Origin of the sequence: Pseudomonas sp. P8_241, assembly GCF_034008315.1 — a bacterium.
Lineage (GTDB): Bacteria > Pseudomonadota > Gammaproteobacteria > Pseudomonadales > Pseudomonadaceae > Aquipseudomonas.
Genome location: NZ_CP125377.1, coordinates 6,006,882 through 6,028,621, shown reverse-complemented (window position 1 = coordinate 6,028,621; position 21,740 = coordinate 6,006,882). Strand labels below are relative to the sequence as shown.

General features: G+C 57.9%; 18 protein-coding genes. 3 read left to right on the top strand and 15 right to left on the bottom strand.

Annotated elements, in window-relative coordinates:
* Positions 1-51 precede the first annotated feature (51 nt).
* From rpoD to rpsU, 3 genes are all read right to left on the bottom strand, one after another.
* Positions 52-1,899 (bottom strand): RNA polymerase sigma factor RpoD, encoded by a 1,848-nt coding sequence (gene rpoD, locus QMK58_RS27165; protein ID WP_053162953.1) that lies wholly within the window; start codon positions 1,897-1,899, stop codon positions 52-54.
* A gap of 67 nt (positions 1,900-1,966) precedes the next feature.
* A complete protein-coding gene (gene dnaG / locus QMK58_RS27160; RefSeq protein ID WP_053162952.1) occupies positions 1,967-3,934 on the bottom strand; it encodes a DNA primase in 1,968 nt (655 codons plus the stop codon).
* Positions 3,935-4,416: 482 nt separating this feature from the next.
* Positions 4,417-4,632, bottom strand: coding sequence for a 30S ribosomal protein S21 (gene rpsU / locus QMK58_RS27155; protein ID WP_002551877.1), 216 nt, complete (start codon positions 4,630-4,632; stop codon positions 4,417-4,419).
* Between the two features lie 199 nt (positions 4,633-4,831).
* Here rpsU and tsaD point away from each other — a divergent pair, with 199 nt between their 5' ends.
* Positions 4,832-5,857 (top strand): tRNA (adenosine(37)-N6)-threonylcarbamoyltransferase complex transferase subunit TsaD, encoded by a 1,026-nt coding sequence (gene tsaD / locus QMK58_RS27150; RefSeq protein WP_053162951.1) that lies wholly within the window; start codon positions 4,832-4,834, stop codon positions 5,855-5,857.
* A gap of 25 nt (positions 5,858-5,882) precedes the next feature.
* Here the strand turns inward: tsaD and plsY are convergent, their stop codons facing one another.
* Positions 5,883-6,452: a glycerol-3-phosphate 1-O-acyltransferase PlsY gene (plsY, locus tag QMK58_RS27145; protein ID WP_320395643.1), complete on the bottom strand. Its 570-nt coding sequence runs from the start codon at positions 6,450-6,452 to the stop codon at positions 5,883-5,885.
* Positions 6,453-6,526: 74 nt separating this feature from the next.
* On the opposite strand from plsY, the gene folB reads away from it, so the two are divergent.
* Both folB and folK read left to right on the top strand, forming a co-directional pair.
* Entirely contained in the window at positions 6,527-6,883 is a 357-nt protein-coding gene (folB, locus tag QMK58_RS27140; RefSeq protein WP_053162948.1) for a dihydroneopterin aldolase, read from the top strand.
* Positions 6,874-7,392 (top strand): 2-amino-4-hydroxy-6-hydroxymethyldihydropteridine diphosphokinase, encoded by a 519-nt coding sequence (gene folK, locus QMK58_RS27135; protein WP_320395642.1) that lies wholly within the window; start codon positions 6,874-6,876, stop codon positions 7,390-7,392. The genes folB and folK overlap by 10 nt, the downstream gene beginning before the upstream one ends.
* Positions 7,393-7,475: 83 nt before the next feature.
* On the opposite strand, the gene QMK58_RS27130 is transcribed toward folK, so the two are convergent.
* The 11 genes from QMK58_RS27130 to QMK58_RS27080 all read right to left on the bottom strand — a co-directional run bounded on the left by QMK58_RS27130 (position 7,476) and on the right by QMK58_RS27080 (position 21,646).
* Complete coding sequence (locus tag QMK58_RS27130) at positions 7,476-8,699, bottom strand: multifunctional CCA addition/repair protein (RefSeq protein WP_320395641.1); 1,224 nt, start codon at positions 8,697-8,699, stop codon at positions 7,476-7,478.
* A 63-nt stretch (positions 8,700-8,762) separates the two neighbouring features.
* On the bottom strand, positions 8,763-10,325 hold the full coding sequence (locus QMK58_RS27125) for a SpoVR family protein (RefSeq protein WP_053162942.1): 1,563 nt from the start codon (positions 10,323-10,325) through the stop codon (positions 8,763-8,765).
* A complete protein-coding gene (locus tag QMK58_RS27120) occupies positions 10,322-11,593 on the bottom strand; it encodes a YeaH/YhbH family protein (RefSeq protein ID WP_053162940.1) in 1,272 nt (423 codons plus the stop codon). Before QMK58_RS27120 ends, QMK58_RS27125 begins: the two co-directional genes overlap by 4 nt.
* A 202-nt stretch (positions 11,594-11,795) precedes the next feature.
* Positions 11,796-13,718 (bottom strand): PrkA family serine protein kinase, encoded by a 1,923-nt coding sequence (locus QMK58_RS27115; RefSeq protein ID WP_053162938.1) that lies wholly within the window; start codon positions 13,716-13,718, stop codon positions 11,796-11,798.
* Between the two features lie 297 nt (positions 13,719-14,015).
* Complete coding sequence (gene glpE / locus QMK58_RS27110) at positions 14,016-14,345, bottom strand: thiosulfate sulfurtransferase GlpE (RefSeq protein WP_053162936.1); 330 nt, start codon at positions 14,343-14,345, stop codon at positions 14,016-14,018.
* A 33-nt stretch (positions 14,346-14,378) separates the two neighbouring features.
* Positions 14,379-15,263, bottom strand: a complete 885-nt coding sequence (locus tag QMK58_RS27105; protein WP_320395640.1) for a symmetrical bis(5'-nucleosyl)-tetraphosphatase — start codon at positions 15,261-15,263, stop codon at positions 14,379-14,381.
* The gene (gene apaG / locus QMK58_RS27100; RefSeq protein WP_053162931.1) at positions 15,263-15,643 is read right to left on the bottom strand and encodes a Co2+/Mg2+ efflux protein ApaG; all 381 of its coding nucleotides are present in this window, start codon (positions 15,641-15,643) and stop codon (positions 15,263-15,265) included. The genes QMK58_RS27105 and apaG overlap by 1 nt, the downstream gene beginning before the upstream one ends.
* 115 nt (positions 15,644-15,758) lie before the next feature.
* A complete protein-coding gene (gene rsmA, locus QMK58_RS27095; protein WP_053162929.1) occupies positions 15,759-16,568 on the bottom strand; it encodes a 16S rRNA (adenine(1518)-N(6)/adenine(1519)-N(6))-dimethyltransferase RsmA in 810 nt (269 codons plus the stop codon).
* Positions 16,565-17,554, bottom strand: a complete 990-nt coding sequence (gene pdxA, locus QMK58_RS27090) for a 4-hydroxythreonine-4-phosphate dehydrogenase PdxA (protein WP_053162927.1) — start codon at positions 17,552-17,554, stop codon at positions 16,565-16,567. Before pdxA ends, rsmA begins: the two co-directional genes overlap by 4 nt.
* Positions 17,551-18,867: a peptidylprolyl isomerase SurA gene (gene surA, locus QMK58_RS27085; protein ID WP_156322393.1), complete on the bottom strand. Its 1,317-nt coding sequence runs from the start codon at positions 18,865-18,867 to the stop codon at positions 17,551-17,553. The genes pdxA and surA overlap by 4 nt, the downstream gene beginning before the upstream one ends.
* A complete protein-coding gene (locus tag QMK58_RS27080; RefSeq protein ID WP_053162925.1) occupies positions 18,848-21,646 on the bottom strand; it encodes an LPS-assembly protein LptD in 2,799 nt (932 codons plus the stop codon). Before QMK58_RS27080 ends, surA begins: the two co-directional genes overlap by 20 nt.
* Positions 21,647-21,740: the final 94 nt, after the last annotated feature.

Genomic DNA, 21,740 nt, shown 5'->3' with positions numbered 1-21,740 from the left:
GGATTTTATCTGCACAAAACAAAACCCCCGGCCTGGGCCGGGGGTTTATGTTTACTCGTCGAGGAAGGAGCGCAGATGCTCGCTTCTCGTCGGGTGGCGCAGCTTGCGCAGCGCTTTGGCTTCGATCTGACGAATCCGTTCACGGGTCACGTCGAACTGCTTACCAACCTCCTCGAGGGTGTGGTCGGTATTCATGTCGATACCGAAGCGCATGCGCAGTACCTTGGCTTCACGGGCGGTGAGGCCGGACAGCACTTCGCGAGTCGCTTCTTTGAGGCTCTCAACGGTTGCAACATCGATTGGCGACTGCATGGTCGAGTCTTCGATGAAGTCGCCCAGATGGGAGTCTTCGTCATCACCGATCGGGGTTTCCATGGAGATCGGCTCTTTAGCGATCTTCAATACCTTGCGGATCTTGTCCTCAGGCATTTCCATGCGTTCGCCCAGCTCTTCCGGGGTCGGTTCGCGACCCATTTCCTGCAACATCTGGCGGGAAATACGGTTGAGCTTGTTGATCGTCTCGATCATGTGCACCGGAATACGGATGGTGCGGGCCTGGTCGGCGATCGAGCGAGTGATCGCCTGACGGATCCACCAGGTGGCATAAGTCGAGAATTTGTAGCCGCGGCGGTATTCGAACTTGTCTACCGCTTTCATCAAACCAATGTTGCCTTCCTGGATCAGATCGAGGAATTGCAGGCCACGGTTGGTGTACTTCTTGGCAATCGAGATCACCAGACGCAAGTTTGCTTCGACCATCTCTTTCTTCGCGCGGCGGGCCTTGGCCTCACCGATCGACATGCGACGGTTGATGTCCTTGATCTCGGCGATCGTCAAACCGGTCTCGGTTTCCAGTGCGGTCAGCTTCTGCTGGCAACGGAGGATATCCGGCTGCAGACGACCAATGGCTTCAGCGTATTTGCTTTTACCCTTGGCCAGAGCGTCGCTCCAGCTTTCGTCAACTTCGTTGCCCGGGAACTGGCGCAGGAAGTCGGCACGCGGCATGCGTGCATCACGAACGCACAGCTGCATGATTGCGCGCTCTTGCTGACGCAGGCGATCCAGGGCGCTACGAACACGCTCGACCAGGCCTTCGAATTGCTTCGGCACCAGCTTGATCGGCATGAACAGCTCGGCCAGGGCCAACAGCTCGGCAATCGTTGCCTTGTTGTTGCGACCGTGCTTTTTCAGCGCCTTGCGGGTGATTTCCATCTGATCGGCGACAGCGCCGAAACGCTGGGCTGCGATGATCGGATCCGGACCGCTTTCGGCTTCTTCTTCGTCATCGGAAGATTCGGCTTCTTCATCGTCGGAATCGTCATCCGCTTTCACGGCTTTCGCGTCGATTGGCGGCGGCACTTCTGCCGCAGGCGGCGCGATGCCGTCGTCCGGGTCGATATAACCGCTCAGGACGTCAGACAGGCGACCACCTTCGGTGGTAACGCGGGTGTACTCGGAGAGAATATGATCAACCGTGCCAGGGAAGTGCGCGATTGCGCTCATCACTTCACGGATGCCCTCTTCAATACGTTTGGCGATTTCGATTTCGCCTTCACGTGTGAGGAGCTCTACGGTTCCCATTTCGCGCATATACATGCGCACTGGGTCGGTAGTGCGACCAATGTCGGTCTCGACCGCTGCCAACGCAGCAGCTGCCTCTTCGGCCGCGGCTTCGTCGGTATCGGCGTCGGCCAGCATAAGGGAATCCTTATCTGGCGCAACCTCGAATACGTTGATCCCCATGTCGTTAATCATGCGGATGATGTCTTCCACCTGTTCCGGATCTGAAATATCCTCCGGCAGGTGGTCGTTGACCTCCGCGTAAGTCAGGTAGCCCTGCTCACGACCAAGTGTGATCAACTCTTTGATACGAGACTGCTGTTGCGCTTTTCCGGACATAACACCCTATCCACTGAAGGTCTTGGCGGGCAAAAAACAAGCCGAGGATTATACCTGAGCTATGACCTCACGCGCCAGTTGAGGTCGGGTTTGATGCGGAAACATTGCGACTTAATAGGTCGCGCAGTTGATTTTTCTCTTCACTGCTCAGCTCGCTTTGACGCGCTTTCCTGAGAAGTTGTTCCAGGTTTCGCTCGCGTTGGCGGGCTGACAAGCTAGTTATGGTGTCGAAAAACTGTTGTTCAAGGTTATCTCCCTCTATCAGCCATTCCTTTTCCGCCAGGGCCTTGAGCAAGCGGCCTTGCTCCGTGCCATGCCAGCGTGCGATCAACTGAATTGAGTTTAGCTTGGGATTCTTTTGCACGGCTTCGAGCAGCGCCACCAGCAATTGCGTGTTGGTGTGATCCTCGGCGGCAAAGTGCCCGGCGTCCTCGACTTTTTCCGCCAGCTGCGGGTGATGCAGCAGCGTGCGCAAGGCGGCGAGGGTTGGCGGCTCTACAGCGGCAGGCACCCGCGGGGCGCGAGGTTGATCGCGATCACCGCCACGTTTGCCATTTTTGTCCCAGGGCTTCTTGTCCCATTTCTTGCCTCCTGCACCGGGTTTTTTCGGCGTCCATTCCTGCTGCGGCACATACATTTCCTGCGCCTGCGGCTGATGATAGTCGCTGTAATCGGGCATTGCGTCGTAATCGATGCCCGGATCGTAGGCCGGAGGGGCTTCTTGCGGGGCGCTTTGGGCTAGCTGACTCACCGCTTCACCGCTCAGGCCGGTGATTTCGCTCAGGCGCTGACGCATCAGGATGCGCAGGTTGGCCCCGGGGACTTTGTCGATCAGTGGTGCAGCGAGGGTGGCCATGTGGGCCTTGCCCTCGAGCGAGCGCGGGTCGGCTTCTTCCGTCAATTGCTGGAAGAAATAGTCCGCCAGCGGCTGCGCATGCTGGTTGATCCGGGCGCGGAAAGCATCAGTGCCTTCGGAGCGAACCAGCGTATCCGGGTCTTCGCCCTCTGGCAGGAACAGAAAGCGGGCGCGCCGGCCGTCCTGCAGGCTCGATAACGTGGCTTCCAGGGCTCGCCAGGCGGCGTTGCGGCCGGCCTGGTCGCCGTCGAAGCAAAACAGCACGTTGGGCACGACGCGAAACAGTCGCTTGAGGTGTTCTTCGCTGGTGGCGGTGCCCAGGGTCGCGACGGCGTTGCGCAAACCTTGCTGGGCGAGGGCGATGACGTCCATATAGCCCTCGACGACGATGATTTCGTCGAGATTGCGGTTGTTCTTGCGTGCTTCATACAGGCCGTAGAGTTCCTGGCCTTTATGGAATACCGGGGTTTCCGGGGAGTTCAGGTATTTTGGCTTGTCATCGCCCAGTACCCGGCCGCCAAAGGCGATGATGCGGCCACGGCTATCACGAATCGGAAACATGACGCGATCACGGAAGCGATCGTAGCGTTTGCCGGTCTCGGCGTTTTCGATCAACAGGCCGGCATCGATCATGGCTTTTTGTTGCAGGGTATCGCTGCTCAAGTGCTTGAACAGGTTGTCCCAGCCGGGTGGCGCGAAGCCGAGGCCAAAGTCCCGGGCAATCTCGCCGGTCAGTCCACGACCTTTTAGATAATCCACGGCGGCTTTGCGCGATGGATGGCTTTTCAGGGCCTGGCGATAGAAGTCGGCGGCGGCACTGAGCAGCGGGTACAGCGGCGAATCGGTGGGCTGCCGAGGTTTGTGCGGGCGACCGCTTTCTTCTCGGGGGATTTCCATCCCGGCGGCTTTCGCGAGCTCTTCGACGGCCTGGACGAAGTCCAGGTTGTCGTGGTCCATGATGAAGCCGAGGGCGTTGCCCCCTGCGCCGCAACCGAAACAGTAGTAGAACTGTTTGTCGGGACTGACGCTGAAAGAGGGTGTTTTTTCTTTATGGAACGGGCAGCAGGCGGTGTGATTCTTACCGGCTTTTTTCAGTTGCAGGCGCGAGCTGACCACGTCGACGATGTCGGTGCGGTTCAGAAGGTCGTCAATGAAGCTCTGGGGAATTAGCCCGGCCATGGCGTTCTCGTCATCTGCGCTGATAGGAGTCCGAAACGAAGGGCGGCCGAACGCGGGTGATTGTAGGAGGCGCGCAAGATGTGCGGCTCGACCGGTGTCGTCTGCGTAATCGCTGTCGGGAAGTGTATCTGTCGTAAATCCACTGACGTTAGTGCCAATCAGTATTCGACGGTTTGAAAGTGTTGCGCTGAATCCGGCTGCGACCAATCAATGGTCTCGGATAGCTCACAATTTGGCACGCATGCAGGTGCCTTGGGCTGATCGTCGTGAGAGGAATCAGTGGGTGTGCTCGTCAGTAGCCTTGAAAGGCTCGTCAGAAAAGACGTGCACCGCTGGCAAAAGAGCCAGGTCTGACGCTTTAAAGCAGATTTGTCTCGGTCGCGTCTGCGGCTTCGACGGTGAAGCATCAAGCGTTTTACGCAAATGCCATAAGCCCGGCTGAGGGCCGGGCTTGGCAGAAGCTTGCTACGATCGTCTGTGTATTAGTACAGACGAACGGCGCGGCGCTGTTCGCGCTGAACTTTCTTGGCGTGACGCTTAACAGCGGCTGCTGCTTTGCGCTTACGCTCAGAAGTTGGCTTCTCGTAAAATTCGCGGCTACGAACTTCAGCCAGTACACCGGCTTTTTCGCAGGAGCGCTTGAAACGACGCAGAGCTACGTCGAAGGGTTCGTTCTCTTTTACTTTGACGGCTGGCATCCAGAGCTACCTTCATTCATTACCGGGGTCAACATCCTCGCGGCAAAAGAGCACTTGAAGACGTCGGTTTTTAAGGGTTGCGGATGTTAACCCCTCATCGCACGGAATGCAAAGCCTCTGATCGAAAACCGCTGGTCGGGGCATCACGCGACGACTATTATGCGCGCCTTCGAATTCAGCCTAAACAAGGCGCAAACCCATGCTAGTACTGGGATTAGAAACCTCCTGCGACGAAACTGGTGTCGCATTATATGACAGTGAACGCGGCCTGCTGGCCGACGCGCTGTTTAGTCAAATCGACTTGCACCGCGCCTATGGTGGCGTAGTGCCAGAGCTGGCCTCGCGGGACCACGTCAAGCGCATGCTGCCCTTGATTCGTCAGGTGTTGGCAGAAGCTGACTGTGTGCCGACCGAGATCGACGCGATCGCTTATACTGCGGGTCCTGGCCTGGTCGGCGCGTTATTGGTGGGTGCTTCCTGCGCTCAGGCGCTGGCGTTTGCCTGGGGTATTCCGGCCCTCGGCGTGCACCACATGGAAGGCCATTTGCTGGCGCCGATGCTGGAGGCGCAACCGCCGCAATTTCCGTTCGTCGCTTTGTTGGTGTCGGGTGGTCATACGCAGCTGGTTCAGGTCGACGGAATCGGTCAATACACGCTTCTGGGCGAGACCCTGGATGACGCAGCGGGAGAAGCCTTCGACAAGACCGCGAAGATGATGGGTCTCAACTACCCTGGCGGTCCGGAGATCGCTCGCCTGGCGGAGCAGGGCACTGCAGGACGTTTTGTCTTCCCGCGTCCGATGTGCGACCGCCCGGGCCTGGATTTCAGCTTCAGTGGCTTGAAAACCTTCGCCTTGAATACCTGGCAGCAGTGTGTCAGCGCCGCAGACGACGGCGAGCAAGCTCGTTGCGACATCTCGCTGGCGTTCCAGCAGGCTGTGGTGGAGACTTTGACCATCAAGTGCAAGCGTGCCCTCAAGGCGGCAGGCATGAAGCGCCTGGTGATCGCAGGGGGCGTCAGTGCCAACAAGGCTCTGCGTACTTCGTTGGAGAAAATGCTCGGCGACATGAAGGGCGATGTTTTTTATGCTCGCCCGGAGTTTTGTACCGATAATGGCGCGATGATTGCGTTTGCCGGTTGCCAGCGCTTGCAGGCCGGTCAGCAGGAAAGCCTGGCAATCAGCGTGCAGGCGCGTTGGCCGATGGAGCAATTGTCCGCGCTGTGATGAGGGGGGCGTTCACATTCGGCATTTAAAAATGCCGTTCGCGCCCGGCAAACAGGTCACGTAGATTGCCGCGATGGCGCCAGACGATCAGTCCGGTAAGCGCGCTCATGGGAAGCAGCGCCGCCGGCTCTTGCCAGGCCAGCAGCGGCAGGGTCAGTGGTGTGGCGATCAAGGCGGCCAGCGAGCTGGTGCGGGTCAGGTAGAACGTCAACAGCCAGGCGCTCACCGCCAGCAACGCTGCAGGCGGATACAGCCCCAGCAGCATGCCGGCAGCGGTGGCGACACCCTTGCCACCGCGAAAGCGGAAGTACAGCGGGAACAGGTGGCCGATGACGGCGCAGACGCCAACCCAGGCCTGCTCCTGCAACGTAAGTCCTGCAAGGCTTGCAATCAGTACCGGCAGCAAGCCTTTGCAAAGGTCGCCGAGTAGAGTCAGGATCGCCAGCTTCCTGCCCGCAACGCGCAGCATGTTGGTGGCGCCGGCATTACCCGAGCCACTCATTCGCGGATCGGGGTTACCGGTCAGACGGCTGAGCAAAATGGCGAAGGACAGAGAGCCAAGCAGGTAGGCGAGGATCGCCAGTAACCAAAACATGCTAACTATTCCGGGCGAGGACGCCCTGATTCTAACGGCGCATTGCGCCCTTGTCGTGTAGCGGAGAGAAGTGCTTGGACAGAGTGTTTATCGAGGGCCTGGAAGTCGATACGGTGATCGGTGCCTACGACTGGGAGCGGGGCATCCGACAGTGCTTGCGTCTGGATCTGAGTTTCGCCTGGGATAATCGCCCGGCCGCTGGTGGCGATGACCTGACTTTGGCGCTCGACTACGCAAGCGTTTCCTCGCGCATTCAGGCTTTTGCAGAGCAGGCGCAGTTCCAGCTGGTTGAAACCTTCGCCGAGCGTCTGGTTGAAGTGCTTATGAGCGAATTCAAGATCACCTGGATGCGCCTGAAGCTGACAAAGCCAGGTGCGGTTCCGGCTGCTACCGGCGGTGTTGGCGTGGAGATCGAGCGCGGATGTCGCTGACTCAGGTTTATCTCGGGCTCGGTAGCAATATCGAGCGCGAAACCCATTTGCAGGCCGGCCTGGAGGCTCTGTCGGGTTTTCTGCTCGACATTCATTGTTCGCCGGTATTCGAAAGCCAGCCCGTCGGAATCAAGAGCGGGCCCTTCTTCAATTTCGTGGTATCGGCCTGCACTGACTTGCCGCTCATGGAGCTAGACCGCCGACTTAAGTTTATCGAGGCGGATAACGGTCGTTATGCACCAGATCGCCGAGGTTTGCCGCTGGATATCGACGTGTTGCTGTTTGGTGATCTGGTGGGTAATTTCGATGGCCTGATATTGCCGCGGGCAGAAATTCTGAAGAATGCGTTCGTTCTGTGGCCGTTGTCTTTTATTGCGCCGGATCGTGTACATCCCGGAGTAGGTAAAAGTTTTTCCAGGCTGTGGGATGAATCGCAGATTGATCAGGTGTTGGCGCCGGTGGCTTTCGAGTGGCGTGGTGCGCAGCTGACGCCTTCGAATTTGCTGTAAAGAGAGAAGATCGCAGCCTTCGGCAGCTCCTACATGGATTGATGTGCGTCCTGTAGGCGCTGCCGAAGGCTGCGTCTTTGCGCTTAGGCTTTTTCCTTGTAAGCCTTCAGCGCCTTGAGCCGCTCACGCTTGATCGCCTCACCCAGCTCCGGGCCTTTGAATCCTTTTTCCAGCAGTGGCTGAACCTCCACGCTGCGAGCTGCGTTAGCGGCGCCGCGTAAATAATCCGCCTGTGGATAACTTCTCTCTTCCAACCCTTTGCGTCCGCGGGCATCCATTTCGCATGCCGCGATGAACTCTTCGAATCGCTGCGGACGACGGTACACGTCGAAGCGCTGCAATAACTCCAGCAAAGTCGACGGCTTTAGCTCTTGGGCGCGATGGCCGTGAGTGTGAAATTCGCCCACCAATAACGCCAGTTCCTGGCAATCCCTCGGCGCCTTGAATCGTTCATTGACCGCTTTGATCAGCTTGAGTCCCTTGAACTCGTGGGCAATGTGTCTGGGCCATTCGTCTTCCGGCGTCAGGCCTTTGCCCAGATCATGCAGCAGGCAGGCCCAGCGCACGGTCAGCGGTTGTTCGTGCTTTGCGGCTTGTTCCAGCACGCTCAGGGTGTGCGCGCCGGTATCGATTTCCGGGTGGTGGGTCTCCGGTTGCGGTACGCCAAACAGTGCGTCGATTTCCGGCATTAACACCTTCAATGCTCCGCATGCACGCAGGACTTCTATGAACACCTGAGGCCGATCTTCCATCAGTGCGCGGGAGATTTCTTTCCAGCTCCGTTCTGCCGTCAGCGCTTGCAGTTCACCTGACTCACTGAGTTGGCGCATGAGATCCAGCGTTTCGGCTGCGACGGTGAAGCCGAGTCCGGAATAACGCGCAGCGAAGCGGGCAACACGCAGCACCCGGAGCGGATCTTCGGCAAACGCAGGGGAAACATGTCGAAGAATCCGTGCTTCCAGATCGCGCTGGCCATGATAAGGATCGGTCACGTTCTGCTGATCATCCTCTGCCATGGCATTAATCGTCAGGTCGCGGCGTATCAAGTCTTCTTCGAGAGTCACTTCAGGGCTGGCGTGGAACGTGAATCCGCCGTAACCACGACCACTTTTGCGTTCAGTTCGGGCGAGGGCGTATTCCTCGCCCGTTTTTGGATGAAGAAACACCGGGAAATCCGCACCCACCGGGCGAAAACCCTTGGCGAGCATTTCTTCGGTAGTAGCGCCTACGACCACGCGGTCGATGTCGGCGACAGGTATGCCCAGCAAGCGATCACGTACCGCACCGCCGACTTTATAGATCCGCATAAAAAACCTCCGTTAGCTCGACAGGATAACCGCAACGTCGAGCTTTCGGAGGCCTGAACCGGATCAAAGATGAATGACAGCCAGGTCCAGTCGACCGTATTCGCTTTCGGTATGCTCGCTTCTGGGTGGTACATGGTGGGTTTTCATCACCTGATCCCCTTGTAGGGTTTCCAGATGAATATCAAAGCCCCAGAGACGGTGCAAATGCTTCAATACCTCCTCGGTGGACTCTCCCAACGGCTTGCGGTCGTGTTGTTGGTGGCGCAGGGTCAGCGACCGATCGCCACGGCGGTCGATGCTGTAGATCTGCACATTGGGCTCGCGATTACCCAGGTTGTACTGCGCCGCGAGGGTTTCCCGGATGGTGCGGTAGCCGCCCTCGTCGTGAATGGCGGGTACCAGCAGGTCGTCCTTCTGGTCGTCATCGAGAATGCTGAACAGTTTCAGATCGCGGATCACCTTGGGTGACAGGTACTGCAGGATAAAGCTCTCATCCTTGAAGCTGCTCATGGCGAACTTGATGGCGGCCAGCCAGTCGGTACCGGCAATGTCCGGGAACCATCGGCGATCTTCTTCCGTGGGCTCTTCACACATGCGGCGGATGTCGCGGTACATGGCGAATCCCAGGGCGTAGGGGTTGATGCCACTGTAGTAAGGGCTATCGAAGCCAGGCTGGAACACCACGCTGGTGTGGGACGTCAGGAACTCCATCATGAAACCGTCCGTGACCAATCCCTCGTCGTACAGGTCATTCATCAAGGTGTAGTGCCAGAACGTCGCCCAGCCCTCGTTCATGACTTGGGTCTGGCGTTGTGGATAAAAATACTGGGCGATCTTGCGCACGATGCGCACGATTTCCCGCTGCCATGGCTCCAGCAGCGGCGCATGTTTTTCGATGAAGTACAGGATGTTTTCCTGTGGCTCGGCCGGGAAGCGTGCGTTGTCCTTGTCGCTGTACTTGTCCGCGCCTTTTGGAATGGTGCGCCAGAGGTCGTTGATCTGTTTCTGCAGGTGTTCTTCCCGGTCCTTTTGCCGACGACGTTCTTCTTCGGCGGAAATGGGGTAGGGGCGTTTGTAGCGGTCGACTCCGTAATTCATCAGTGCGTGGCAGGAATCGAGCAAGTCCTCGACTGCATCGATGCCGTGGCGCTCTTCGCATTGCATGATGTACTGCTTGGCAAACACCAGGTAATCGATGATCGAACTGGCGTCGGTCCAGGTGCGGAACAGGTAATTGCCTTTGAAGAAGCTGTTATGCCCATAGCAGGCATGGGCCACGACCAACGCCTGCATGCAGATGGTGTTTTCTTCCATCAGATAGGCAATGCATGGGTCGGAGTTGATCACGATCTCGTAGGCCAATCCCATCTGACCACGAGAGTAGGATTTTTCGGTGCTAAGGAAGTGTTTGCCGTAGGACCAGTGGTGATAGCCCAGCGGCATGCCGACGGAGGCGTAGGCATCCATCATTTGTTCGGCGGTGATCACTTCGATCTGGTTTGGGTAGGTATCGAGCGCATAGCCAGCGGCAATACGGCTGATTTCGCGGTCGTAGGCCTGGATCAGCTCGAACGTCCATTCGGAGCCGGTGGAAATGGGTTGGCGCTTCTGCTCTTTGGCGGTCATGTCACTAACCTGCGCTGGAAGAGTTCACGGAAGACCGGATAGATATCCCCGGCCGAGACCAGTTGTTGCTGGGCAAACGTGTCGGAAAAGGCTTCGGCGATGCGCTCGTATTCGAACCACAGAGCCTGATGTTCGCGCGGGGTAATCTCAACGTAAGTGTAGTACTGCACGAACGGCATGATCTGGTTGATCAGGATGTCGCGGCAGATCGGCGAGTCGTCATTCCAGTTGTCGCCGTCGGAAGCCTGGGCGGCGTAGATGTTCCACTCATTGCTTGGATACCGCTCGGCCATGATCTCTTGCATCAGTTTCAAGGCGCTGGACACGATGGTACCGCCGGTTTCCCGGGAGTAGAAAAACTCTTCCTCGTCCACTTCGCGGGCGCTGGTGTGGTGGCGGATGAACACGACGTCGATCTTGTCGTAATTACGCTTGAGGAATAGATAAAGGAGGATGAAAAAGCGCTTGGCGATGTCCTTGGTCGCCTGGGTCATCGAGCCGGAGACGTCCATCAGGCAAAACATCACGGCCTTGGAGCTGGGGTTGGGTTGTTTGATGAGCAGGTTGTACTTGAGGTCGAACGTGTCAAGAAACGGCACACGATGGATGCGTGCGCTAAGTTTTTCAATTTCGGCTTCGATTTCCTGGATATCGCCGAAGTTGTCTGGTTCTTCCAGCTTGAGTCGCACGAGTTCTTCTTTGGCTTCGCGCAGTTTCGCCCGGCTGCTGCCGGACAGGGCAATCCGTCGGGCATGGGCTGAACGCAGGGTGCGAATGATGTTGATCCGCGACGGGTTGCCTTCGTTGCTGATCCCCGCTCGTACGGTCTTGAAGGTGTCTGTGCCGGTCAGGTTGCGTTTGACCAGGTTCGGCAGTTCGAGGTCCTCGAACATGAATTCAAGAAATTCCTCCTGAGTGATCTGGAAGACAAACTCGTCCATGCCTTCGCCCGAGTTACCGGCTTTTCCGGGCCCTCGGCCACCCCCACCGCCTGGCGGACGGGCAATGTGCTCGCCGCTGGTGAACTCCTTGTTGCCCGGATGCACGACCGTCTGTTTGCCGCCGCGACCGTGGTGAAGCACCGGCTCATCGATATCGCGGCCGGGAATGCTGATTTGCTCGCCGTGTTCCATATCGGTAATGGAGCGCCGGCTGACCGCCTCTTCGACAGCCTTTTTGATGTGATCACGGTATCGCCGCAGAAACCGCTGGCGGTTCACCGTGCTCTTGTTCTTGCCATTGAGACGTCGGTCGATCACATAGCTCATGACTGCTCCTTAGAAGCTGTCCTGAAAGGGGCGAGCGGTGATGCTGCATCGAACGAGAGCCGAGGGATATGCAACGCTCCCCCAAGCGCCTGGATGCTGCCTGAACTCGCTACCGACTTTCGAACACCTTCCAGAGGCCTGTGTAACAGAAAAAGCGCACACAGGTCTCTGGCTGACGACAACCGGTCTGACCGGCAGCGGGTTATTGTGATTTTCTGACCCGCAAGTACCACTCGGACAGCAGTCGTACCTGTTTGTCGGTGTAACCCCGCTCGACCATTCGTGTGACGAAGTCGTTGTGTTTCTGCTGGTCCTCTTTGCTCGCCTTGGCATTGAAGCTGATGACTGGCAGCAGGTCTTCGGTGTTGGAGAACATTTTCTTCTCGATGACCACCCGAAGTTTTTCGTAGCTGAGCCAGGTCGGATTCTTGCCGTTGTTGTTGGCGCGGGCACGCAGGACGAAGTTAACGATTTCGTTGCGGAAATCTTTCGGATTGCTGATGCCGGCCGGTTTTTCGATTTTCTCCAGTTCCTCGTTCAGTGCCACGCGGTTGAGGATCTCGCCGGTTTCCGGATCGCGGTATTCCTGGTCCTGGATCCAGAAGTCGGCGTACAGCACATAGCGGTCGAAGATGTTCTGGCCATATTCGCTGTAGGACTCGAGATAGGCGGTCTGGATCTCCTTGCCGATGAATTCGATGTAGCGCGGTGCCAGGTACTCCTTGAGGAAGCGCAGATAGCGTTCACGGGTCTCGGCCTGGAACTGTTCCTGCTCGATCTGTTGTTCCAGTACGTAGAGCAAGTGCACCGGGTTGGCGGCGATTTCGTGGGGATCGAAGTTGAACACCTTCGACAGGATCTTGAACGCGAAGCGGGTCGACAGTCCGTTCATGCCTTCGTCGACGCCCGCATTGTCGCGGTATTCCTGGATCGACTTGGCTTTCGGATCGGTGTCTTTGAGGTTCTCGCCGTCGTACACGCGCATCTTCGAGTAGATATTGGAGTTTTCCGGCTCCTTGAGGCGCGAGAGCACGGTGAACTGGGCCAGCATCTTCAGGGTATCCGGCGCGCAGTGGGCCTTGGCCAGCGAGCTGTTGAACAACAGCTTGTCATAGATCTTCACTTCGTCACTGACCCGCAGGCAGTATGGCACTTTGACGATGTAGATCCGGTCGATGAAAGCTTCGTTGTTCTTGTTGTTGCGGAAGGTGTGCCACTCCGATTCGTTGGAGTGGGCCAAAAGGATCCCAGTGAACGGAATTGCACCAAGGCCTTCGGTACTGTTGTAGTTGCCTTCCTGGGTGGCAGTCAGTAATGGGTGCAGCACCTTGATCGGCGCCTTGAACATTTCGACGAATTCCATCAGGCCTTGGTTGGCCCGGCACAGTGCGCCCGAGTAGCTGTAGGCGTCGGCGTCGTTTTGAGGGAACTCTTCCAGTTTGCGAATATCGACCTTGCCCACCAGAGCGGAAATGTCCTGGTTGTTTTCGTCACCCGGTTCGGTTTTTGCCACGGCGATCTGGTTGAGGATCGACGGGTAGAGTTTCACCACGCGGAACTGGCTGATGTCGCCACCGAATTCGGCCAGACGCTTGGTCGCCCATGGCGACATGATGGTGTTGAGGTAGCGCCGTGGAATGCCGAAGTCTTCCTCGAGGATCGCCCCATCTTCAGTGGAGTTGAACAGACCCAGAGGTGACTCGAACACTGGCGAGCCCTTAATGGCATAGAAGGGCACTTTTTCAATCAGCTGCTTGAGTTTCTCGGCCAGGGACGATTTACCACCACCGACAGGGCCGAGCAGGTAAAGAATCTGTTTCTTCTCTTCCAGGCCCTGAGCGGCATGCCGGAAGTACGATACGATCTGATCAATGCACTCTTCCATCCCGTGGAAGTCTTCGAAGGCCGGATAGCGGCGGATGACCTTGTTGGAGAAGATTCGCGACAGCCTCGAGTTGGTCGAGGTGTCGAGCAGTTCCGGTTCACCGATGGCGAGCAGCAGACGCTCGGCGGCGGAAACGTAGGCGCTGCGGTCTTTTTTGCACAGCTCAAGATACTCTTGCAGAGAGAGTTCTTCCTGGCGTGTGGACTCGAAGCGTTGTTGGAAGTGGCTAAAGATACTCATGACGTCACCTCGCTCGATACGTGGAGCCGACGCCGGATCACTCAGTCGATGCTGGCAGCAACCGAACAGGCGATTGCTGTTTACCCCCCAGAACTCTCCCGGAGCTGACCGCCCCGAAAGCTACTCCCGATGACCCGCGCGCCGGTGTACCGGCTCTCCCCTGTTTTGGATGGCCTGCGCTTAAGGATAGTTGGGAATTCGGGAGGTAAAGGCGAGATACGTAATTAGTTGTGGCAGACCGTTCGTCTGCCACCGCGCAAGCCCAAGGCAGCCGGGGGCTTGCGTGTTACAAAAAAATTATTCAGAAGTGCCTTGCGCCGTTTCTGAAGGGTAGGTCGTACGCCACAGCTCAAAACCGCCATCCATGCTGTAAACGTCCGAGAAGCCCTGGCTGACCAGGTAGGCGGCCGCGCCTTGGCTGGAGTTGCCGTGATAGCAGACCACAACTGTCGGCGCGTCGAGATCGGCGCCCTGGATAAAGGCGTGCAGGGAATGGTTGTCCAGATGCTTCGAGCCTGCGATGTGCAGGGCGGCATAAGTGGCGGGGTCGCGGACGTCGACCACCACGGCGCCTTGTTCGCGCAGGGTCTGGGCTTGTTCCGGGGGGATTCTTTTGAATTCGCTCATGTCGGGCTCCTGTGGCTCGGCTGAATGGGCAGTCTAGCGCGGGGCGCTGGCTGGCGATGGTTCGCAGATTTGTGAGGCGACTGACGGCACGGCAGGTTGGCCATGCTCGTCGCATTTGCAGTTCAGACGCTCGCCGCTGTCGACGTTCATCAGGGTCAGGGCGCCGCCCCAGACGCAGCCGGTATCGAGCGCCGAAATGCCAGGTGCATCTATGTTGCCTTCCAGCGCAGCCCAATGACCGAAGATGATCTTCAGATCCTTGGTCTTGCGTTTTTTGTGCTGGAACCAGGGCTTGTAACCCGGCGGGGCGGTGTCGAGACCTTCCTTGCTCTTGAGGTCGAGTTTGCCTTCGGCGGTGCAGAAACGCATACGGGTGAAATAGTTGGTGATGACGCGCAGGCGTGTCACGCCTTTGAGGTCGTTGTCCCATTTCGCCGGATCATTGCCGTACATGCCGTCAAGATAGGGCGGCAGCAGGTTGTCATCGCGCAATGCGGTCTCGACTTCGGCGGCACACTTCAGCGCTTTGCGCAGTGACCACTGCGGTGGAATGCCGGCGTGTACCAGAGCGGTATTGCGTTGTTCGTCGTAGTGCATGAGCTTTTGCTGACGTAGCCATTCGAGCAGTTCAGCGCTGTCCGGTGCGTCGATAATTTCGCGCAGGGTATCGGTTTTCTTCAGGCGTTCGATGTTGCGTCCGGCGGCCAGCAAATGCAGGTCGTGGTTGCCGAGTACACACACCAGCGATTCGCGGATAGTGTAGAGAAAACGCAGGGTTTCCAACGACTGCGGGCCGCGATTGACCAGATCTCCCACCAGCCACAATCGATCTTTTGCAGGATCGAACGCGACTTGCTTGAGCAGGCATTGCAGCGCTTCAAGGCAGCCTTGCAGATCACCGACCGCGTACGTTGCCATCAGTGTAACGACCCCGGCACCGCCAGGCGAAACGGGGCAATAATGGCATCGAAGTGCTTACCGTCGTCGGCAATCATCTGATACGAGCCTTGCATGGTGCCGACCTTGGTGGTCATGACCGTGCCGCTGCTGTAAGTGTGGCTCTTGCCCGCCTCGATCAAGGGTTGCTGGCCAACCACGCCAGCCCCACGAACCTCTTCGACGTGTCCGTCGCCATCGGTGATCACCCAATGCCGTGAAAGCAAGGTGGCTGGCACCAGGCCATTGTTTTTCACGGTAATGGTGTAGGCGAAGGCAAAACGGTCATGCTCGGGTTGCGATTGTTCTGCCAGATAGCGGGTGACGACGCTGACGTCGACCTGATAACGAGGATCGGACATGCAAGAGGCCTTAAAAACGAAGCGGGACGCGGGGCGTAGCTGATGGAGTTCAGTCTAGGCCAAGTATCGGGTAGTAGACCAGAGTGTCGTCCTACCCGATAGCGTTCATCGCCTGTCAGTCTGTGGCAGGCTTTTGCTCGCTGAGCTTGTCGGCCAGGCGCACGAACGCCGCCAGGTCGAGTTGTTCGGGGCGCAGACTGCCGTCGACGCCGGCAGCTTCGATTTCGTCGTTGCTCAGCAGCAGCTTGAGCGTATTGCGCAGGGTTTTGCGACGCTGGTTGAAAGCTTCGCGCACGACGCGCTCAAGCAGGCGATGGTCCTTCGCCGGGTGCGGCAACACGGCGTGAGGCACCAGACGCACAATGGCCGAATCGACTTTTGGCGGCGGATTGAACGCTCCCGGGCCGACGTTGAACAGGTGTTCGACCCGGCAGTGGTACTGAACCATGATCGACAACCGACCCCAATCGCCACCGCCAGGCCCTGCGGCCAGGCGCTCGACCACTTCTTTTTGCAGCATGAAGTGCATGTCGCGGATCAGGTGCGAGTTGTGCAACAGGTGAAAAATCAGCGGTGTCGAGATGTTGTATGGCAGGTTGCCGACCACTCGCAGGCTGCCGGGCGCGGCATTCAGGCTGTTGAAGTCAAACTTCAGCGCATCGCCCTGATGCAGGTTGAAGTTGCTCTTGCCGGCGAATTGCTGGTTGAGGATCGGGATCAGGTCCTTGTCCAGTTCCACTACGTCGAGTTGCGCGCCGCTGCTGAGCAAGCCTTGGGTAAGAGCGCCCTGGCCCGGGCCGATTTCCAGCAGGCGGTCCTCGGTCTTGGCATGGATGGAGCGCAGGATGCGGTCGATAACGCCGGCATCGTGCAGGAAGTTCTGGCCAAAACGCTTGCGCGCCTTGTGTTGGTAGTGCTCGGTCATAAACGGGTCTCGGCCATCTGGTAGGCGGTTTCCAGGGCGACTTGCAGGCTGCCGGTGTCGATCTTGCCGCTGCCGGCCAGATCCAGGGCGGTGCCGTGGTCGACCGATGTGCGGATAATCGGCAAGCCGAGGGTCACGTTGACTGCCGCGCCGAAGCCTTTGTACTTCAGCACAGGCAAGCCCTGGTCATGGTACATCGCCAGCACTGCGTCGCAGTGCTCCAGATACTTGGGGGTAAACAGAGTGTCGGCGGGCAGGGGGCCGCGCAGGTCCATGCCTTCGCCGCGCAGACGCTCCAGGGTGGGTTCGATGATATCGATTTCTTCATGGCCCAGGTGTCCACCTTCACCGGCATGTGGGTTGAGTCCGCACACCAGTATGCGTGGCTGGGCGATACCGAATTTGTTTTGCAGATCAGCGTGCAGGATTCGTGTGACTCGTTCCAGACGCTGCGGCGTGATGGCGTCGGCAATCTCGCGAAGGGGCAGGTGAGTCGTCACCAGTGCCACGCGTAACCCGCGGGTGGCCAACATCATCACCACTTGTGCGGTGTGGGTCAGGTCGGCGAGAAATTCCGTGTGCCCGGAAAAGGCGATGCCGGATTCGTTGATCACGCCTTTGTGCACCGGGGCCGTAATCATTCCGGCGAAATGCCCGTCCAGGCAGCCTTGGCCGGCGCGGGTCAGGGTTTCCAGAACGAAGGCAGCGTTGGCCTTGTCCAGTTGCCCGGCGACGACCTTGGCATTGAGCGGTGTGTCCCAGACATACAGGCTGTTGGCTGGCGCGGGTGCATCCGGCCAGTTATCCGGTGTGACCGGCAGCAAGTCGACAGCCACGCCCAGTTGCGCGGCCCGCTCAAGGAGCAGGTCGCGGCTGGTGATGGCAATCAGGGGATGTGGCTGGGCTTGCGAGGCGAGCAGCAGGCACAGGTCGGGACCTATGCCGGCTGGTTCGCCGGGTGTCAGCGCGAAACGTTGGAGTTTCACTGCGCTGCCTGGTCGACGCCAGGGAGTTTGATTTCTACATACGCTTCGTCACGGATCTGACGCAACCAGGTTTGCAGTTCTTCGTCGTATTTGCGGTTGCGCAGTACGGTCATCGCTTGCTGCTCACGCGCCTGGGTGGTGCTGTCAGTGGCGCGGCGGCCGAGAACTTCCAGTACATGCCAGCCATACTGCGTCTGGAACGGTTTGGATAGCTGGCCTTGTGGAGTCTTTGCCATGACCTCGCGGAACTCTGGAACCAATGCGTTCGGGTCGATCCAGTTCAGGTCGCCGCCGTTGAGGGCAGAACCAGGGTCTTCCGAGTAGCTTTTGGCCAGTTCGCCAAAGTCTTCACCCGCTTCGATACGGGTATAGAGCGAATCAGCCAGCGCCTTGGTCTTTGCTTCGTCGCGGATCGGACTCGGTTTGACCAAGATATGACGCACATGCACTTCGTCGCGCATTTGAGTCGCACCGCCGCGCTTGTCGAGGAGCTTGAGAATGATGAAACCGCCTGGAGTGCGTGCCGGTTGAGTGATATCACCCACGGTCATTCTGCTCAGTTCGCGGTCGAACGGAGGCGGCAATTGAGCTGCCTTGCGCCAGCCCATGTCGCCGCCTTCCAGTGCGTTTTCGCTGGCGGATTTGGCAACGGCCATTTGACCGAAGTCGGCGCCTTGCTTGAGTTGCTGGTAGACCTCCATCGCCTGTCGTGCGGCATTCTGAATGGCTTCAGAATTGGCGCTTTCTGGCGTTGGAATCAGGATGTTGGCCAAGTGCAGTTCTTCGGACAGCTGCATTTTGCCGAGGTCCGAAGCCAGGAAGTTTTTCACTTCCTGCTCGGACACCTGGATGCGCTCCGCCACGCGGCGTTGGCGAACACGGCTGATGACCATTTCGCGACGAATCTGCTCACGGGCGTCGTCATAAGACAGACCGTCGTGAGTCAGAGCTGCGCGGAATTGCTCAAGCGACATGTTATTGCGCTGGGCGATGGTGCCAACCGCCTGGTTCAGTTCTTCATCGGTAATGCGGATGCCGGAACGTTCGCCGATCTGCAGTTGCAGGTTTTCGACGATCAAGCGCTCAAGGACCTGCTGTTCCAGCACGTTGGCTGGGGGCACGGCGGAGCCACGCTTGGCAATGGTTTGCTGAACTTCATGAACGCGTTGGTCCAGTTGGCTCTGCATGACCACGTCGTTGTCGACAATGGCCACCACTTTATCGATGGACTGTACGGCGGCGCCAGCCGCGGTACTCAGGAACAGCGCGCCCAGCATCAGCGGGCGCAGACAATCAGAAAGCTTGGTCTTCACGTTCACGATAACCTTGAATGCCTTTGTCGAGGAAACTCTCTACCTTGGCGCCGGTGAGGCCGCCGAGTCCCTTCAGAACAATTTGGAGGAAGACGCCATGGTCGCCTTTTTCGTTTTCCGGTGCTTCCTGACTGAATTCGTCATAAGAAACCCAGTAACGGTTGATCAGGCGCAATTTCCAGCAGCAGTTGTCGTACTCGAAGCCACCGAAGGCTTCCAGGGTACGGTTGCGGTTGTAGTCATATTGCCAACGGCTGATGGCGTTCCATTGCGGCACGATCGGCCAGATCACCGAGAAGTCGTGCTGTTCGATCTTGTAGTAGTCCTTTACGTAGCCAGGAGTGCCCGGGGTGCCGTAGTCGCCGCCGCCCACTGTCCATTTACCGGTGTTCTGGTCGTAACGGACCTGGTCATTGCGATAGCGATAACCGGCGTTGATCACCTTGTTCGGATTGTCTTCTGGCTGGTAGTGGAACATCGCGCTACCCGAGCGAGGGCTGCGGCTGTCCGGATCCCAGTTGTAATCGGCGGTGGTGCGCCAGTCACGGTTCCAGCGGTACTCGTATTCCAGCGCATAAGGGGATACGTCGGAATGGGCATCTTCGCGGGTTTTGGCATCGATGCCCGGCATCTGCACTTCGCGATCCTTGAAGTACAACGCCTGACCGACGCTAATGCGTTGACGCTCGAAACCGTTGTCTTCGATCCAGCGACTGGTTACGCCCAGCGACAATTTGTTCTCGTCGCCGACACGGTCAGATCCGGAGAAGCGGTTGTCGTAAAACAGCGAAGAATAGTTGAAGGTGTATTCGCCAGTGTCGAACACCGGAATGTCTTCCTGATCTTTCTCTGGTACATAGAGGTAGAACAGACGGGGTTCAAGCGTCTGGCGATAGTTTTTGCCGAACCACTGGGTGTGGCGATCGAAGTACAGGCCGCTGTCGATGCTGGCAATCGGCACGCCGCGGTTCTGGTTGCTGTCGAAGGTGCCGTTGAGTCTGTCTTGCTCTGCGTTTTGCGCGGCAACCTGGGATTTTCCGATGCTGTCCAGATCCAGTTGGTACTGGGTGTACTGGTACTTCAGCGCCGGCCTCAGGAAACCATAGGACCAGGTCAGTGGCAGGCTGACAGCCGGGGCAAGGTTCAGGCGGTCGCCAGTGGCACGTGCGAGTCCCTGGATGTTGTTATCAAGACGTCGCGCTACATTGCCGTCTTCATCGATGTAAGTTCCGTTCTCCAGATCCCGATCAAATCGCACGACTTCAGTTTGATAATCGAAATTCAGGCCGCTTGGATGATATGGCAGAGCACCATTGAAGGTGATCTGCGGCAAGCGATCATAGGGTGTGAGGTTCGATACCGTTGCCAGCTGGTAAGCCTGTGCATTCACGCGAGCGGTGTAATTGTCGCCGCGATAGCTGACGGAACCCTGCTGGTTCACGAAGTCAGCGCTTTTCACACCAATCTGGTCAGTCTGCAGATCCTGGAAATAATACGGATCGCTGATCTTGGTGTAGTCGACTTGCGTGAGGACACGCGAATCCAGGCCACCGACGTGCTGCCAGTTGTACATATAACGAGTGCTGTCATAGTCGCTTTGCAACTCGCGATCGTTGCTCTCGTCATTGAGATACGCGGCACCGAACTGTCCTTCGCTGGTTTGTGTCAGGTAGCGGAATTCGCCTTCCATCAGCAAGCCATGCTTGGACATGTAGCGTGGGTACAACGTGGCGTCGTAGTTCGGCGCCAGGTTGAAGTAGTACGGGGTGACCAGCAGGAAGCCGGTATCGCTGCCGGTGCCGATGGTCGGCGGCAGGAAGCCGGACTGGCGACGGTCGTCGATCGGGAAATAGATGTACGGCGTGTACAGGACCGGAATGTCCTTGACCCGCAGTGTCACGTTGGTCGCCGTACCGAAACCGGTGGCCGGGTTCAAGGTGATGTTGTTGCCCTTGAGCTGCCAGGCGTTGCTGTTCGGTTCGCACGTGGTGTACGTACCATCCTTGAGGCGGATGATCGCGTTTTCGGCACGTTTGGCGTACAGCGCATTACCGCGGATGCGCGATTTGTGCATCACATATTCGGCATTGTCGACCTTGGCTTCACCGGTGTCGAGTTGCACATCGGCGTGATCGCCTACGATCAGTGCACCATTGTCGCGAATGCGCACGTTGCCGTTCAGCTCGCCACGACTCTCGGCCTGGTACAGGTTCGCCTCGTCGGCTTCGACCTGCATGCTACCTTGTCGCATGACCACGTCGCCGGCCAGGGTCGCAATCTGCTCATCCTGCTTATAGCGGGAGGCTTTTGCGCCGATAAAGGTAGGAGCGTCACTTTTACTCGTCTTGTCATTCATGCCAGGACGAATCGGTTCGATATAGGAACCAGCGCAATAAGGACCGGTTTCAGCCAATTGTGCCGCAGTGAGCTGTTCGCGCGGAACCCAGTCAAGGTGACTGTAGTCTTCACTGCGCGACTTCAGGCCACGGCCTTTGGACTCGGTAACCAGAGCTGGCTTGGCACCCATGTCTTCGCTGGTACCGCTCTCAGCCGGGGTTTCTCCGGTCGCGGAGGCTGTACTGCCATCATGGACGGGACGCGGAGGCAATGCAGCTGCCGGTGCTTTTGGCGCACAGTTCCAGGCACCCGAAGCAGAGACAGAGCAGTCAAACTGTTCCGCGGCGACCACGAAGGAAGTGGTAAGAGGTTGCAGGGCCAGCAGACTGCCGGTTACCAGCAACGGAAATTTTTTACGAAACGCGGGGGATTTCAATGCCATCTTATTAGTCCGGGCTTCCTGCGTGCCATCTGCCCGCGGTGTGGGCCGCACGCCTCTCGATGGTCTGAAAAAGATGCTGGATAATAAAGCATGA